We start from the raw sequence: 15,353 nt of genomic DNA on the forward strand, positions 1-15,353 counted from the left end.
GGCAGGGCGGAGGGATGGTGAGCAAGGCGGAGACGATCAACGTCGGCGTCCTGTCCACCGCCTTCGGCGGGCCGTACTTCGGTGAGCTGATGGCCGGGATGGCCAGGGAACTGACGATCGCCGGCGGCAAGATGATAGCGATCCAGACGGTCGACGCCGGGACCATCGAGCAGGACTTCCCCGAACCGCCCCCCTTCCCGCACCACGTGGCCTGGGACCACGTGGGTGGCTTCGTCGTCGTCCTGAACGGCGTGAGCACCGACTACCTGCGGGCGGCCCGGGACAGCGGACGCCCCGTCGTCGTGATCAGTAACGTTCCGGCCGGCTTCGATTGCCCGGTCGTGGTGCCCGACAACTTCGCCGGCACCCGCGCGGCGATCCAGCACCTCATCGACCATGGTCACACCCGGGTCGGGTTCGTCGGCTTCCCGGGAAACACGGACGTCCACGAGCGCATCCAGGCGTACCAGAAGACGATGGCCGACAACGGCCTGGCGGCGGACCCGGAGCTGTTGTTCGTCGTGGACGACATGCAGGAGGCGAGTGGGGAGCGCGCCGCGCGGATGATGCTCGAGCGGGGAATGCCGGCGACCGCGGTGCTGGCCGGCAACGACCGTAACGCCATCGGCCTGATCCAGGCGCTGACGAACGCCGGGATCGACCTGCCGGACCGCCTCGCGGTGATCGGATTCGACGACAACGAGGCCGGGGCCAGCATGATCCCCAGCCTGACGAGCGTGCGGCAGCCGTTGGAGGACATCGGCGCGCGCGCCGTGCGGTTGCTGATCCGCATGCGCGGCGGCGAGGAGGTCCCGTCCGGGAAGCACGTGTTGCCGACCGCGTTGACCGTTCGCGAGTCGTGCGGGTGCGCCGGCGTGGTGCGTACCGCGATCAAGGCGTTCGGGGCGGCCGACATCGCCGGCATCGCCCCGGACTCGGCGTCGAGCCTGCTGGCCCTGCTGGAGTCCCAGCCCGCGGGAATCCGTTACCTGACACACGGGGGCGATGTCGGGGGCTCGGCGGCCGCGATCGACGACGCGCTGAGGTGCGCCCTGGCGGGGACCGGCCGGCCGGGCGATCGAGACCTGCGCCCGAGCCTGGTCCCGCTCGCCGAGATGCTCCAGGACGGCGAGGGTCTCGCCGCGGTCGTGCGCGTGATCCGGCGACACGCATGGCAGTTGCAGTCCGGCGCGGGACTGGACAAGGATTTCGATGTCACCCGCCGGATGGAGGTGTGCCTGCAGGAGATCTTCCTGCTGCTGGCCCAGGCCCAGGTCATCCAGCTCTCCGTCCACACGAAGTCGATGATGAGCAGCCTGAGCACGCAGTATTCGGTCAGCCTCCAGTTGCTGCGCAGCCAGGAGAAGGACCCACGATCCCTGGGCTGGCTCCAGGTCACCGACGTACGAGCGGGCTGCCTGGGGCTATGGCCGGAACAGGAGCCGGTCTCCGGCGAACGGGCCTCGTTGACCGTTGTCGGACGTTTCGACCGCGAGGACGGCGGCACGGGCAGCCCGCACGAACTGGTGCCGATCACCGCCTTCCCGCCCGCGGAACTGGTGTCGCTGGCCGATGTCGCCGCCGACCACATGGTCTACATCGCTCACCTGAAGGTCGGCACGGGTGATTGGGGCATGCTGGCCGTCGTGGCGCGGATCCAGGCCTACGTCCGCGAGGGCCGCGAAACGATGAACCAGTGGGCGGCCCTGCTCAGCGTGGCCCTCGAACACGAGGCGCTGCTGAAGATGATGCGCGAGCAGGAGGAACACCTGCGTCGCGCCGCGCTGTACGACGAACTCACCGGGCTGCCGAACCGGGCGTACTTCCGCACCCGGCTCACCGCCGCGATGGCCCGCGCGAACCGACGCAGCGACTACCGGTACGCCGTCCTGATGCTCGACCTGGACGGCTTCAAGATCGTCAACGACAGCCTCGGCCACCACGCCGGCGATCAGCTCCTCCAGCAGGTGGCCACCAGGCTGACCACGACGCTGCGCTCCGTCGACACCGCCGCCCGCTTCGGCGGCGACGAATTCGCCATCCTGCTCGAGGAGATCGACGACAACACTCCGGTCACCGTCGCCGAACGTCTCCAGCGTGACCTGTCACAACCGCACCGTCTGGGCGACACCGAGGTGGTCGTCTCGGCCAGCATCGGCATCACGGTCGGAGGGACCGAGTACGACGACACCGAAGCGATCGTGCGCGATGCCGACGTCGCCATGTACCAGGCCAAGACCCACGGCAAGCGGTCACACGCCATCTTCGACCCCGTCATGCACCGCGCCGCCACCGACCGCCTCACCATCGAGGGCGACCTTCGCAAGGCGCTGCAGCACCGCCAACTCGTCCTCTTCTACCAGCCCATCGTCGACCTCCGAACGCTGACCGTCATCGGCGCCGAGGCCCTGATCCGCTGGCGACACCCCACCCGCGGACTGGTGCCGCCGAACGAGTTCCTCGGCGTCGCCGAGGAGTCGGGCCTCAGCCTCGGCATCGGCACGTGGGTGCTCGACGGATCCTGCCGGCAGATGCACCGTTGGGGTCTGCACCGCGGCGACGCCCGCCCGTTCAGGATGAGCATCAACGTCTCCAACCGGCAGTTCTGGCAGAGCACGCTGATCGAGGACGTCGACGAAACCCTGCGCGTCTACGGCCTGAGCCCCGACCGCCTCGCCGTCGAAATCACCGAGGGCGTCATCATGGACGACGTCAAGGTCGCCTCCTCCATGCTCAGCGGCCTGAGAACGCTGGGCGTGCAGGTCCACATCGACGACTTCGGCACCGGCTTCTCCTCCCTCGAGGCCCTGCACGATCTGACCATCGACGCCTTCAAGGTCGACCGGTCGTTCATCTCGCGCATCACGACCAGCTCGCGCGGCAAGGAACTGGTCCGCACGATCGTCACCATGGGCCTCAACCTCAACCTCGACGTCATCGCCGAGGGCATCGAAACGGACGAGCAACTCGATTTCGTCCGCGGGCTCGGATGCCCTCACGGCCAGGGCTACCTGTTCTCGCGCGCCGTGCCGGCCGACGAGTTCGCGAAGCTCCTGGCGCCGGGGGTCGCGATCCCCGGCGCGATCGATCGGCCGGACGAGCAGGCGTCGGGCTGATCCATTTCCGCCGAGGTGCTACGCGCCTCCGGAGACTCAGATTTCCACCCGGAACCGGAACCGATTCACCTGGCCCTGGTGCCGCGGCCCATCGGACGGCGTACAGCGTGGCGCTCACAGGTCCGGGCCGTCCCTTCGGCGGGCCGGCCCGGACCCACGGGTCAGTCCAGGTCGTACCGATCGAGTTCCATGACCTTGGCCCAGGCGGCGACGAAGTCGGCGGCGAACTTCGCCCCGGCGTCGTCGCTCGCGTACACCTCGGCCAGTGCACGCAGCTCCGAGTTCGAGCCGAAGAGCAGGTCGACCCGGCTGCCGACCCACTTGACCTCACCGGTGGCCGGGTCGCGGCCCTCGAAAGCGGTTCCGTCGTCGGCGGTCCGCGTCCACATCGTGCCCGGGTCGAGCAGGTTGACGAAGAAGTCGTTGGTCAGTGTCCCGGGAGCATGGGTGAGCACGCCCTCCGGGGACTGCCGGTGGTTCGCACCGAGGACCCTCAGGCCGCCGATCAGGACGGTCATCTCGGGCGCGCTGAGGGTGAGCAGGTTCGCCCGGTCGACGAGCAGGAACTCGGCCGGCAGGCGATGGCCCTTGCCCAGGTAGTTGCGGAACCCGTCGGCGGTCGGCTCGAGCGGGGCGAACGACTCGACGTCGGTCTGCTCCTGGGACGCGTCGGTGCGGCCCGGGGTGAAGGGCACCTCGACGGCGTGGCCGGCGACGGCCGCCGCCTTCTCGACGCCCGCGTTGCCCGCGAGGACGATCAGGTCGGCGAGCGAGACCTTCCGGCCGCCGGTCGCGGTCGCGTTGAAGGATGTCCGGAGGCCCTCGAGCGTACGCAGAATGCTGTTCAGTTGATCGGGATCGTTGACCTCCCACGAGTTCTGCGGCTGCAGGCGGATGCGGGCCCCGTTGGCGCCGCCGCGCTTGTCGCTGCCGCGGAACGTCGACGCCGACGCCCAGGCGGTCGAGACCAGTTGCGGGACAGTCAGGCCGGACGCGAGGATCTGGGCCTTGAGGGTCGCGGCGTCGGCGGCGTCGATCAGCGGGTGGTCGACCGCGGGGAGCGGGTCCTGCCAGATCAACACCTCGGACGGGACCTCGGGGCCGAGGTAGCGGGCGAGCGGCCCCATGTCGCGGTGGGTCAGTTTGAACCAGGCGCGGGCGAACGCGTCCGCGAACTCTGCCGGGTCGTCCCTGAACCGCCGGGAGATCGGCTCGTAGATCGGGTCGACGCGCAACGCCAGGTCGGTCGTCAGCATGGTCGGCGCGTGCGTCTTGGCGGGGTCGTGGGCGTCCGGGACGGTGCCCGCCGCGGCGCCGTCCTTCGGCTTCCACTGGTTCGCGCCCGCGGGGCTCTTGCTGAGCTCCCACTCGTGTCCCAGCAGGATTTCGAAGAAGCTGTTGTCCCAGGTCGTCGGGGTGTTCGTCCAAGCGCCCTCGAGGCCGCTGGTGATGGTGTCGGCACCCTTGCCGGTGCGATAGGCGTTCTTCCAGCCCAGGCCCTGCTCCTCGAGCGGAGCGGCCTCGGGCTCGAGGCCGACGTTGTCGGCCGGTCCGGCGCCGTGGGTCTTGCCGAAGGTGTGACCGCCGGCGATGAGGGCGACCGTTTCCTCGTCGTTCATCGCCATCCGGCTGAAGGTCTCGCGGATGTCGCGGGCCGCGCCGACCGGATCCGGGTTGCCGTTGGGCCCCTCCGGGTTGACGTAGATGAGACCCATCTGCACCGCTGCGAGCGGGTTCTCGAGATCCCGGTCGCCGGTGTAGCGCTCGTCGCCCAGCCAGCTGGTCTCGGGGCCCCAGTAGACGTCCTCGTCCGGCTCCCACACGTCCGGGCGCCCGCCGGCGAAGCCGAAGGTTTGCAGGCCCATGGACTCGAGCGCCACGTTACCGGCCAGGATCATCAGGTCGGCCCACGACAGGCTCTGACCGTACTTCTTCTTGACCGGCCAGAGCAGGCGGCGGGCCTTGTCGAGGTTGGCGTTGTCCGGCCAGCTGTTGAGCGGCGCGAAACGCTGCTGCCCGGCCCCGGCGCCACCGCGTCCGTCGCTGATCCGGTAGGTGCCGGCGCTGTGCCACGCCATCCGGACCATGAACGGGCCGTAGTGGCCGTAGTCGGCCGGCCACCAGTCCTGCGAGGTGGTCAGGACCTGCTCGATGTCCGCCTTGACGGCCGGCAGGTCGAGGGCCTTGAACGCCGCCGCGTAGTCGAAAGCGGCACCGAGTGGATTGGCCACCGCGGGATTCTTGGCCAGGATCCTCAGGTTCAGCGTGTCCGGCCACCAGCTGCGGTTGCCGCCGCCCCGGACAGGCTCCGGCGCGCGGCCGTGCGCGACCGGGCACTGCGACGTGGCACCCTCCCGCGCGTCGTGATCGATCGGCTCGTGCCCCTGCGACGGTACGGAGGCGCTTCCCTCGGTGGCGTCATGGACGATGGGGTCGTGGTTCTCGGACATCGGTTCCCTTCCCGGGTTGCCGCTCTGCGGAGTCGCCGGTCCACGCCGCCAGGACGGGTCGTGGGATCCGTGCGTGGAGCGGGCGGCGATCAGAATTCGGTCAGACGTTGGCGGGGGCGGGATCGTTCGTGACGCCCTGGTGCCCTGCATCCAGCCGCGCGTTCGGCCGATCACCGGGATTGAGCGCCAGGAACAGGGCGCCGGCCGCGGAGCCGCCCACCAGCGCGGCAATGAGGTAGACCCAGATGCTGGACCAGGCGAACAGCCCCAGAACGGCGCCTCCGAGCGCTACCGCCGGGTTGAAGACGCCGCCGGATATGCCGCCGACGGTCGCTGCGCCGGCCATTACCGTCCCGCCGATGGCAAGCCCGTAGAACGAATTGTCGGGGTGGTCCCGACTGGTAGCCACGTTGAGGACCACATAGGCGAGCGCGAATGTGAATAGGCATTCGGCCAGCAGCGCCACCCCGATCGCACGGCCGGAGAGAGTCAACGTCGAGATCGGCGCCGGGTGCGTGATCCATCCGGCAGCGAGGGCAGCGAGGACACCCGCGGCCGCCTGAGCCACCACATACCCGGCCGCGTCGACACGCGAGATCACCCCACGGACCAGGGCCGCGAGCGTCACCGCCGGGTTGAAGTGCGCGCCGGAGACATGCCCAGCGGCGTAGACCATCACGGTCAGCACACCGCCGATGGCCAGCGGTGCGAGCGCGCTCATCTTGATCACCGCGATACCGACCGTCAGCACCAGGAAGAAGGTGCCGACGAACTCGGCCAGGAACTTCCGCATCGTTTCTCCCACCCCAGGGAGGCGCAGGGAAAGGTGCACGACCATCGGCACCCCGGCCCGCGCCTCATATCCGACTTGGAGGTTTTTCCCCGTTTCCGGGGCACGAATTGAACCTAACCGGTATCGACGGCGGAGAATCTTACAAACCTCTGACGCCTGATGCGCGTCGCCGGCTCATCCGTCCAAGTGACCGCTCGCACACCGCGTCTGAGGGCGGTCGGGCCCTGACCGGTATCGTGGCCGCATGCCGGAACTGCGGGCCTCGTTCGGACTGGACGACTTCGGGGTCGATGATCGCCTTCGGCTGTTCAGCTATGTCAATGCCGACAACCGGCTCGCGTACCTGTGGCTTCTGCGCGCCTTCGACGCTGCCCGATCGAGTTACCACGTCGTCCTGCACACGTCGGACGTGCAGGCGGCACTGGCCGGTCTTGCCGGGATCCACCGGGACTGCCCGGACCCCGCCGGGCTCGATCTGCCCCGGCTGCTGGACGCCCTCGTCGACTGGGGCGTGCTGGACCGCGGCCAGGACGGCACCCGGGCCGCCACGCTCGCCGAATACCGCAACCGGCATTCGGTCTACCAGTTCACCGAGGCCGGTTACCGCGCCCACCGAGCCGTCGAGTCCGTTCTCGCCGCCGGGCTGGACGACAGCACTCTGTCCCGCCTGGTCTTCGCCGACCTGCTCGCCGACCTGAAGGCCCTTGCCACGGCGAACTCCGACGGTGACGCCGAGGAGGTCTACCGCAAGCTCAACCGCCTGGACCGGGCGCTGGCCGACGTCGCGGAACGCGCCGCCCGCTTCTATCACATGCTCGGCGACCTGAGCCGAACCCACGACATACGTCCGGAGGTCTTCCTCAGCCACAAGGACGCACTCCTCGCCCACCTGCGGGACTTCCACGACGAGCTGCAGCGGTACACACCGCGCCTGCGGGAGGCCGTGCACGAGGTCGAGGCGACCGGCCTGGATCGGATGATCGAGGCGGCGGCCGAAGCGGATGAGCGGCTGTTCGCGACACCGGTCGAACGCCTCGAGGACTGGCGCCGGCGCTGGAGCGGACTGCGCTCGTGGCTGGCGCCGGAAACCGACCGGCCCAGTGAGGCCGACCGGCTCTCCGGGGCGACGATGGCGGCGATCGGGGATGTGCTGGCGCTGCTGCGGCGTGTCACGGAGGCCCGCCGCGGTGGAGTGAGCCGGGAGTCCCAGTTGCGGCACCTGGCTGCCTGGTTCACCGGCGCCGGCTCCGACGAGGCCGCGCACGCCGTCTTCGACGTGGTGTTCGGGCTGGGCGCACCGAGACACGTCGGGGTGGCGTACGCCGATCCGGACGCGATCCCGGGACGGCTGTCCTGGTGGGAGGCGCCGGCGGTGGAGCTGTCCCGGACGCTGGTGCAGAGCGGCCGGATGCCCGGGCAGGGCAACGGCCGGATCGCCCGGATCGAACGGTCGGAAACCTCCCGCCGGGCTCTGCGGGAGCGGCAGGTCGCCGAGGAGCGCCGCCAGGCGGAGGCGGCCGCCGGCCTCATCGACGCGGAAACCCTCACCGAAGCGCAGGCCGGTGTGCTGCGCCGGCTGCTCGACATCGCGTTGGCGACCCGGCAGGCGGGCCGGCGGGAGACTCCGCTCGCGGCCGCCGCTTTCGGGGTACGCCTGACGCTCACCCCCTGCCCCGGAGGGTTCACCACGGTGCCCACCGAGTCGGGCAGGTTGCACATCGACGGCTTCGAACTGTCCGTGACGACGGCAGTGCACACTGCCGCGCGCCGGACCGGGACGGCGGCCGCGTGAGGTTCGCCGCCGAAGTCTCCGATCTGGAGCTCGCCGACTATCAGCGCGCGGTCCGGCTCCTGCTGCGGCATCCGCTGATCACCTCGACCTGGCCGGACGAGAAGGCGCTGGCCCGGGTCCGCCGGTTCACCGCCGAGTTGCGCGGTGACCTGTCCGAGGCGTTCGGGTACCGGCTGGAGTTGCACGGCGCCACCGCGCGGCTGGTCCGCACCGCCGACCGGCTGGAGACGGACCGGCCCGCGGTGTCGCGCACCGGTCGCCCGTTCGACCGGCAGCGTTACGCCTATCTGTCGTTGTGCCTGGCGACGCTGGGCCGTGCCGGCATTCAGATCACGCTGAGCGAGCTGGCCGAGGCGGTGGCCGCCGACGCCGGCCGGATCAGCGGGCTGGGACTGGACCCGGACATCGGCGCGGACCGGCGGGCGTTCGTCGACGCGGTCGCTTGGCTGGAGGAGCGGGGTGTGTTGCGGCTCGCCGACGGTTCCAGTTCGGCGTGGGCGAGCGATCCCGGCGCGGGTGAGGCCCTGTACGACGTCGCGCGTGACGCCGTGCTGGCACTGTTCCGGCCGCCCCGGGTGCTGCAGCACATCGAATCGGTGACCGCCCTGCTGGATCGCTCGCTGAGCAGCAGCGGCAACGCCGAGCGCCGGGCCGCCGCGCAGGCCGCCCGGCGTACGGTGCTGGAAAGGCCGGTCGTCTACTACGACGACGTCTCCACCGAGATCGGCAATCATCTGCGCGGGCAGGCGCTGCCGGCCGACCTGTACCGGCTGACCGGCCTGCGCCTGGAGCGGCGGGCCGAGGGTGTGCTGCTGGTCGACACGGCCGGCTGGTCGGCGGAGCGGTTCCCGGGCACCGGCTCGGTAGCGCAGGCAGCCGTGCTGCTGGCCGTGGCGATCGCGGACCGGGTGTCCGATCCGGACGGTCGCAGGGCACGCCGCATTCCGGTGCCGGACCCGGCGGAGGCGCAGGAGAAGCTGATCGGCCAGGTCGACGCGGGGTTGCCGGCCGGCGTCCCGCTGGAATTCGGCGCACCGGAGACGGCGGCGGACCCGCCGCCTGCGGGCGAGAACGCGGAGCGGCGGCTGCCGTTGATCACCGACAGCTTCCTGCGGGAGGCGACCGCGGAGATCCTGCAGCGGTACGGCTCGGCCTTCGGCGCCGCATGGCACGCCGATCCGGACCGGTTGCGCACCGAGGCGATCGAGTTGCTCGCCCGGTTCGGCGCGGTGCTGACCGTGCCCGGCGGTGTGCTGGCCCGCCCGTTGATCGGCCGTTACCGCAACACGGTCGCGCAGGTCAAACAACGAACCCTCTTCTAGATCGAGGACTCCGTCTTGGCTCGTTTCGCCCCTACCCGCGCCGGCATCATCAACCTGTGGGACTACCGCGACGAGGAGTTCCTGTTCGTCGACGGCTGGCTCGTGCTGCGCGGCCCGAACGGCTCCGGCAAGACGAAGGCCCTGGAAGTGCTGTTCCCGTTCGTGCTGGACGGGCGGATCGAGCCGCGCCGGCTGAACCCGTTCGCCGGCGAGGACCGGACGATGAAGTCGAACCTGCTCTACCGGGGTCAGGAAACGGCATACGCCTACGTGTGGATGGAGTTCGGCGACGGCGACCGGTTCGTGACGATCGGCATCGGGTTGCGCGCCCACCGGCACAACGACCGCGTGACCCGCTGGCACTTCGTCGCCGACGGCCGGGTCGGGGTGAACCTGGCGCTGCTGGACGCCGACGACCGGCCGGTGTCCCGGCGGGACCTGATCGACCGGCTCGGCGCGGACGCGGTACGCGACTCAGCAGAGGAGTACCGGCACCTGGTCGACGCGAAGCTGTTCGGCCTGGGCCCGGCCCGCTACGAGCAGCTGCTCGACCTGGTCCTGACCCTGCGCAAGCCGCAGCTGGCGAAGGACCTGAATCCGGTGGAACTGTCGCGCACCCTGCAACGCGGCCTGCGCCCGGTGGAGGACGACCTGCTGGTGGAGGCGGCGCGCTCGTTCGACGACATGGAAGCTGTGGCCCGTACCCTCGAGGGTCTGACCGCGGCCGATGCCGCGACCACCTCCTTCCTGGCCGTCTACGCCACCTACCTGCGGACCCACGCGCGAGCCGCGGCCGATGCGCTCACCGCACGCCGGGACAACGCGGACGTACGCCGGGAGGCGCTGGCCGCGGCGCGGGAGGAGGCCGAGGCGGCGCGCGGGCGGGCCGAGGAGGCGGAGCAGCGGCTGCGAGTGGTCGAGGGCGAGCCCGGCCGGCTGCGTGCGCACCTGGACCGTTTGAAGAGTTCGGCCGCGTACCGGTCGCACGAACAACTGGCCGACCTCGAACGGCACGTGCACGACCTGGCGGACGCCGCCCGCCGTGCCGATCGGCACGTCGAGGTGGAGCGTGACGCCGCCGGGAAGCGGCGGGCGGAGGCCGGGCGGGCCGCCGCGGCGCTGCACGACGCACGGGCCAAGGTGGCCAGGGTGACCGCAGAGATCGCGTCGGAGGCGGAAGCCGGCGGCATCGAATGGCGAGCCGGCGATGCGGACGCCGACGGGCTGGCCACCCGGCTGGCATCCCGGCCCGCGGCGCGCCGCGCGGACGTACGGGCGATCCGGGAACTCGCGGACCGGCTGGCGGAGGCGGAACGCGAACATGTGCGGGCGGCGGAAGCCGACCGGGCCGCCCGGGCCGCGGCGGAGGACGCCGCGGCGGCGGAGGAACGGACCGGCGACGCCCTCGAGGTGGTCCGTGCGCGAACGGCCGAGGAGGTACGGGCCTGGGGAACCGAGCACGCCGAACTGTTCGCCGCTCTCGGCGTCTCGGACCTGCCGGACAGTCTCGCCGCGGCGGTGACCAGCCCCTCCCTGCGGGACCTCTACCACGACCGGATGGCCGGCCCGGCGGGCGCGATCCGCGACGAGGTGGCCGCGCTCGGCTCCCGGTCCGACCGGCTGGCTGCCCAGCGCCGGGAGGCGACGGACGAGCGGGCGCTGATCGCGGCCGAGCACGACGACTCGCCGCCGCCGTCGCCGACCAGGCCCGCCTCGCGGGAGGGCCGGTCCGGTGCGCCGTTGTGGCGTCTCGTCCGATTCGCCGACGGAACACCGGAGACCGAGGCGGCCGGCGTCGAGGCCGCCCTGCAGGCGGCCGGCCTGCTCGACGCCTGGGTACACCCGACCGCCGACGACGGCGAACTTGATGCCTACCTGCGCTCCGGCGAGCAGGCCGGCCGGACGCTGGCAGACGTGCTCGTACCCGAGGACCAGGGCCTCGTGCCCGCCGAACGGATCACGGCGGTGCTGCGCGGCATCGCGCTCGGCGACATCACCGGTCCCTCCGGAGTCACCGGCGACGGACGATGGGCCCAGGGCTCCGGCGTCGGCCGGTTCACCAAGGACCGTGGTGAGTACATCGGGGCGACCGCCCGCGCGGCGCGCCGGGCCGTGCGGATCGCCGACTGCGACCGCCGGATCGCCGCCCTCGAACAGGAGATCAACGAGGTCGAGGCGGCCCGCCGGTCCCGGCAGCGGATGCTGGAGGCAATGGACCGGGCCGGCGCGGAGCTTCCGGCGCGGACCGCGATCACCCAGGCCGAACGCGAGCTGGACCGGGCGGCGACCCTTCTGCGGGTACGCCGTGAAGCCTGCCTCGAGGCCGCGGGACGGCTCGACGCGGCCGTGGCCGCCCGGGCCGCCGCCGGCGCCAGGCTGCGCCGGGCGTGTGCAGACCGGTCGTTGCCGGTCGATCGGCTGGACTCGACCGCCGCGGCGCTGGACCGGTTCGACCGGCTCGGCGTCGAGCTGCGGCACGCCCACGACGGTGCGGACGGCGCCGGCGTGCTCGCCGGGGAGGCCGCCGAGCGGCACGCCGAGGCGGAGGAACGCTGCGAAGCCGCCGTTCGGGCCGCGCATGCGGCGCAGGCCCGGCACACCGAGAAGGACGAGGAACTGCGCACCCTCTCCGCGGCGATCGGAGCCGAGGCGACCCGGGTGCTGGCCGAAGTGGCCGAGACCGAGAACGCGGTCACCGACGCGGAGGCGACCCTGGAACGGGCCAGGGCGGCGCACAGTGCGGCGGTGCAGAGCCGAGCCGGCGCGGTGGCCCGGGCCGAGGTCGGCGAGCGGTCCGTTGCCGAGGCGATCACCGAGGCGCGGCGCGAGGCGGTGCGGCTCCGCCCGTACGCTCAAAGCGATCTTCTCGGTCTGATCCGCTGCCCGCCGCACCTGCGGTGGCCCGCCGCCGACACCGCGGACGACGACCTGGACCCGGCGGTCGTAGCGCTGCATGAGGCGATCCTGACCGCGACCCGCGAGCTGAGCCCGACCGAGACCTCGCTCAAGCAGAGCGCGACCCGGTTGACCGGCGCGCTCACCGAACTGCAGGCGCAACTGCCGGCCGCCGGGCTCGACCACCGGCCGGAATGGGACACCGACGACGGCGTCATCGTCGTGCGGGTCGCCGACGAACAGGGCCTGACCCCGGTCGCGCACTTCGCCGAACGGATCTCCGGAGAACGCCGTGACCAGGAACAACTGCTGACCGACGCCGAGCAGAGGGTCTTCGAGGACGCGTTGCTGGGGCAGCTGGCCGGACAGATACACCGCCGTACGATCGAGGCCCGCGACCTGGTCGACGCGATGGACCGGCAGATGCGTGCCCGGCGGATGTCGTCCGGACTGACCGTCGGCGTGGGCTGGCGGCTCTCCGACGACCTCGACCCGGAGCAGCGCGAGGTGTGCAAGCTGCTGGAACGCGACCCGGCACGACTCGGCCCGGGTCAGCTGACCACCCTGCGCCGCCACTTCGCGGCCCGGATCAAATCGGCCCGCGCGCAGGCCCCGGAGAAGCCCTACCGGGAGTTGCTGGCCGAGGTGCTGGACTACCGGCAGTGGCGGGTCTTCGCGTTCACCCTGCATCGTCCCGGCGGAGTCAGTGAGCCGCTCACCCGTGCCCGGCACAGCCAGCTGTCCGGTGGCGAGCAGTCGGTGTCGCTGCACCTGCCGCTGTTCGCGGCGGCCAACGCGCTCTTCGGGTCGGCCCGCCCGGACGCGCCCCGGCTGCTCGGGCTCGACGAGGCGTTCGCCGGTGTCGACGACAACGGGCGCGGCGAACTGATGTCCCTGGCCAAGCAGTTCGATCTGGACCTCTTCATGACCGGGTACGACCTGTGGGCCACCCATCCGGCGGTGACCGGGTGCGCCCACTACGACCTGTCGCACTCCACGGTCGAGCACACCGTGTCGACGGTCCTGCTGGTGTGGGACGGCGCCGTGAACGTGGCCGATTTCGACGGTACGCTCGCTGCCGCGCTCGGCTCGCCGTCGACGCGTACGGTTCCCTCCCATGCCTGACCTCACCACCGATCCGGGTTGGCGGCGGCTGCTGGCCGCCGCCCGGCGCAGCCTGGAGCGCACCGGCGGCAGCCTCGCCGGGACGGTCTCCCTGACCGCACCGGACGAAGCCGAACGGCACGTCGTCATCGGCATAACCGGGGTGCACCGGCCCGCCGGTGTCAGCCGGGTCACCGTTCGCCTGGCAGAGGTCGATGCGTTCCTGCGCACCGCCCACGACATCGATCTGCTGTCGGCGGTGGGCCCGTTCCGGGACCGCCCCGCCGAGCGCGCCGCCCTCGCCGAGGCGCGCAAGGCGATGCTCACCCTGGCCGCCGCCAGCCGTCACGCCGGCATGCCCTGGTTCGAGGAATGGGTGGACGGGCTGCGCCGTGACGGGACACTCACCCGGATGGCCCGAAGCGGACAACTGTTCTCCCGGGTGCTGACCGCACTCGACGCGTTGCCGCTCAGCGCCGAACCGATGCCGGTCTTCGCCGAACGGGTCCTCGGCGACACCAAGGCCCTCGCGGAGGGGCCGATGCGCGGCCTCGTGCTCCGGGCGCTGGCCGCCTGGCACCAGGTCAAGCCACCGACCGGAGCGGAGCAGGAGCGGGCGCTCTGGGAGTTGGCCGGGCTGGTGCCCGACGACCTCGCCAGCCAGGCCCTGGTGCTCAACCTTCCCGCCACCGGTGGACTTCTCGGCGACTGGCTGTCCTCCGCCGCGACGGCTCATGTCCCGTTCCGCATGACCCTGCACCAGCTACGACTCGAACCGCTGTCCCTGCCGGTCCCGGACATCTACGTGTGCGAGAACCCGGCCGTTCTGCGAGCCGCGGCGGGACAGGCCACCGCCCCGCTGATCTGCACCGAAGGGGTGCCGTCCGTCGCGGTCCACACGCTCCTGGGAAGCCGGGCGGCGGGCACGGTGATCCGATGGCGCAACGACTTCGACTGGGCCGGCATCCGGCTGACCGCCGCCGCTTTGGCCCGCTACCCGGACGCCGTGCCGTGGCGCATGTCAGGCTCCGATTACCTCGCTGCCGACCCGGTCGGTCTGCCCTTGGCCGGCGCGCCGGCGGCCAGCCCCTGGGATCCGTCCTTGGCGAAGGCGATGAACGGCGCCGGCCGGTCGGTGATGGAGGAACGCTTCATCGGCACCCTCCTGGACGACCTCCGCCGGGGCGAACACGATAAGCGCCGCCGTTGAGCAGGAGTCAGCCTCGCTGCGAATGCCGAAAGACCGCCGGCATGAGCAGTTCTCGCGGGCGGCAGGGGCCATGGTCACGTTCCGGTGACCCGTCCCCGAATTCGACGGGGCGCCGCGACGTGGACAGTGTTCGCGGATGGATTCGCAGTCATTCCCGGGAGTGACGGCGACAGCAGCGGCGACGAAGACCGATAAGCGCGCAGGACAGGGGCGGAGGGCCGATCCGTAGCCGTGGACCACCCTCCGCCCGGTCCGCGCTGCAGATACCGGAGCTGTCAGACACTCGGCGCAAAACCAATCTCGGCTCGACCTCGGCCGCTACGCCCAGATGGGTGATGTCACCTGACGACCGGCATCGCGAGCCCGGCTACCGATGCGAGGAACGGCCGGTCGGGCCCGCGTCCTCACCGAGAAGCTCGGCGTACAGGGCAGGGTCGACGGTGTCGTGATGGCAGCGGTCGACCAGCCGGTCGAGACGTTCAGCGATCTCCTCCGAGTCGAGGTCGAGCTGCTCGCACAGATCACGGTGCGCATCGACCAGAGGCTCGCTGATCTCCTGTGGATCGATACGGCGCACGTAGTAGGCATCGTTCAGATACCCGGCCAACTCGTCCCAGACCGCGATGGCCTGCTCGATCAGATCGAGCATGGCCGGAACAACGGGACGCGCG

7 protein-coding genes and 1 pseudogene are annotated in these 15,353 nt (G+C 71.3%); 5 read left to right on the forward strand and 3 right to left on the reverse strand.

Annotated elements, in window-relative coordinates:
• Positions 1 to 17 precede the first annotated feature (17 nt).
• A complete protein-coding gene (locus CLV70_RS33120) occupies positions 18 to 3,116 on the forward strand; it encodes an EAL domain-containing protein (RefSeq protein ID WP_158277878.1) in 3,099 nt (1,032 codons plus the stop codon).
• A gap of 161 nt (positions 3,117 to 3,277) precedes the next feature.
• Here the strand turns inward: CLV70_RS33120 and katG are convergent, their stop codons facing one another.
• Together katG and CLV70_RS33130 are read right to left on the reverse strand one after the other, a co-directional pair.
• Complete coding sequence (katG, locus tag CLV70_RS33125; protein WP_106130568.1) at positions 3,278 to 5,566, reverse strand: catalase/peroxidase HPI; 2,289 nt, start codon at positions 5,564 to 5,566, stop codon at positions 3,278 to 3,280.
• A 100-nt stretch (positions 5,567 to 5,666) separates the two neighbouring features.
• The gene (locus CLV70_RS33130; RefSeq protein ID WP_106130582.1) at positions 5,667 to 6,359 is read right to left on the reverse strand and encodes an MIP/aquaporin family protein; all 693 of its coding nucleotides are present in this window, start codon (positions 6,357 to 6,359) and stop codon (positions 5,667 to 5,669) included.
• 244 nt (positions 6,360 to 6,603) lie between these two features.
• Between CLV70_RS33130 and CLV70_RS33135 the strand changes: the two genes are divergently transcribed.
• Genes CLV70_RS33135 through CLV70_RS33150 form a run of 4 tightly spaced genes read left to right on the forward strand, consistent with a single transcriptional unit; the run spans position 6,604 to position 14,682 of the window.
• Positions 6,604 to 8,151 carry a TIGR02677 family protein gene (locus tag CLV70_RS33135; protein WP_106130569.1) on the forward strand — a complete coding sequence of 516 codons (1,548 nt, stop codon included), beginning with the start codon at positions 6,604 to 6,606 and terminating at the stop codon, positions 8,149 to 8,151.
• Positions 8,148 to 9,473: a TIGR02678 family protein gene (locus CLV70_RS33140; RefSeq protein ID WP_106130570.1), complete on the forward strand. Its 1,326-nt coding sequence runs from the start codon at positions 8,148 to 8,150 to the stop codon at positions 9,471 to 9,473. The genes CLV70_RS33135 and CLV70_RS33140 overlap by 4 nt, the downstream gene beginning before the upstream one ends.
• 15 nt (positions 9,474 to 9,488) lie before the next feature.
• Complete coding sequence (locus tag CLV70_RS33145; RefSeq protein WP_245908619.1) at positions 9,489 to 13,493, forward strand: TIGR02680 family protein; 4,005 nt, start codon at positions 9,489 to 9,491, stop codon at positions 13,491 to 13,493.
• Positions 13,486 to 14,682, forward strand: coding sequence for a TIGR02679 family protein (locus tag CLV70_RS33150; RefSeq protein WP_106130572.1), 1,197 nt, complete (start codon positions 13,486 to 13,488; stop codon positions 14,680 to 14,682). The genes CLV70_RS33145 and CLV70_RS33150 overlap by 8 nt, the downstream gene beginning before the upstream one ends.
• 367 nt (positions 14,683 to 15,049) lie before the next feature.
• On the opposite strand, the pseudogene CLV70_RS33155 reads toward CLV70_RS33150, so the two are convergent.
• A pseudogene (locus tag CLV70_RS33155) lies at positions 15,050 to 15,353 on the reverse strand (hypothetical protein); the annotation flags it as partial.

It is taken from the genome of Pseudosporangium ferrugineum, from assembly GCF_003002065.1.
Taxonomy (GTDB): Bacteria; Actinomycetota; Actinomycetes; order Mycobacteriales; family Micromonosporaceae; genus Actinoplanes; species Actinoplanes ferrugineus_A.